The sequence below is a fragment of the Sedimentibacter sp. B4 genome (genome assembly GCF_000309315.1).
Classification (GTDB): Bacteria; Bacillota; Clostridia; order Tissierellales; family Sedimentibacteraceae; genus Sedimentibacter; species Sedimentibacter saalensis.
The window spans coordinates 1-241 of the sequence record NZ_CANG01000762.1 but is presented as its reverse complement, the minus strand read 5'-3'; the positions used below and the strand labels follow the sequence as shown (position 1 = coordinate 241).

At 69.3% G+C, this 241-nt stretch carries 1 pseudogene; it reads left to right on the top strand.

The annotated features are described in order from the left end of the window. Window positions 1-241, top strand: a pseudogene (locus BN358_RS26935) (hypothetical protein); the annotation flags it as partial.

Sequence of the window (241 nt, the reverse complement as noted above, 5' to 3'; positions counted from 1 at the left end):
GGCGGTCATCGGCTCGGTGGCATCGAGCGGACGCGAATCCGCGTCCGGCGCGGTCGCCGTCGTCGGCCTGATCATGCTGCTGTCGCTCGCCGCCGTCCCACTCGGCCTCTTCCTCGGCACCAAGCTCCTCTACACCGTGCCGGCCGTCGCGATCGAGGGCCTTGGCGGCATCGAGGGCATGAAGCGCTCCTGGAATCTCACCCGGGGTGCCTTCTGGCGGACTCTCGGGTACTACCTGCTC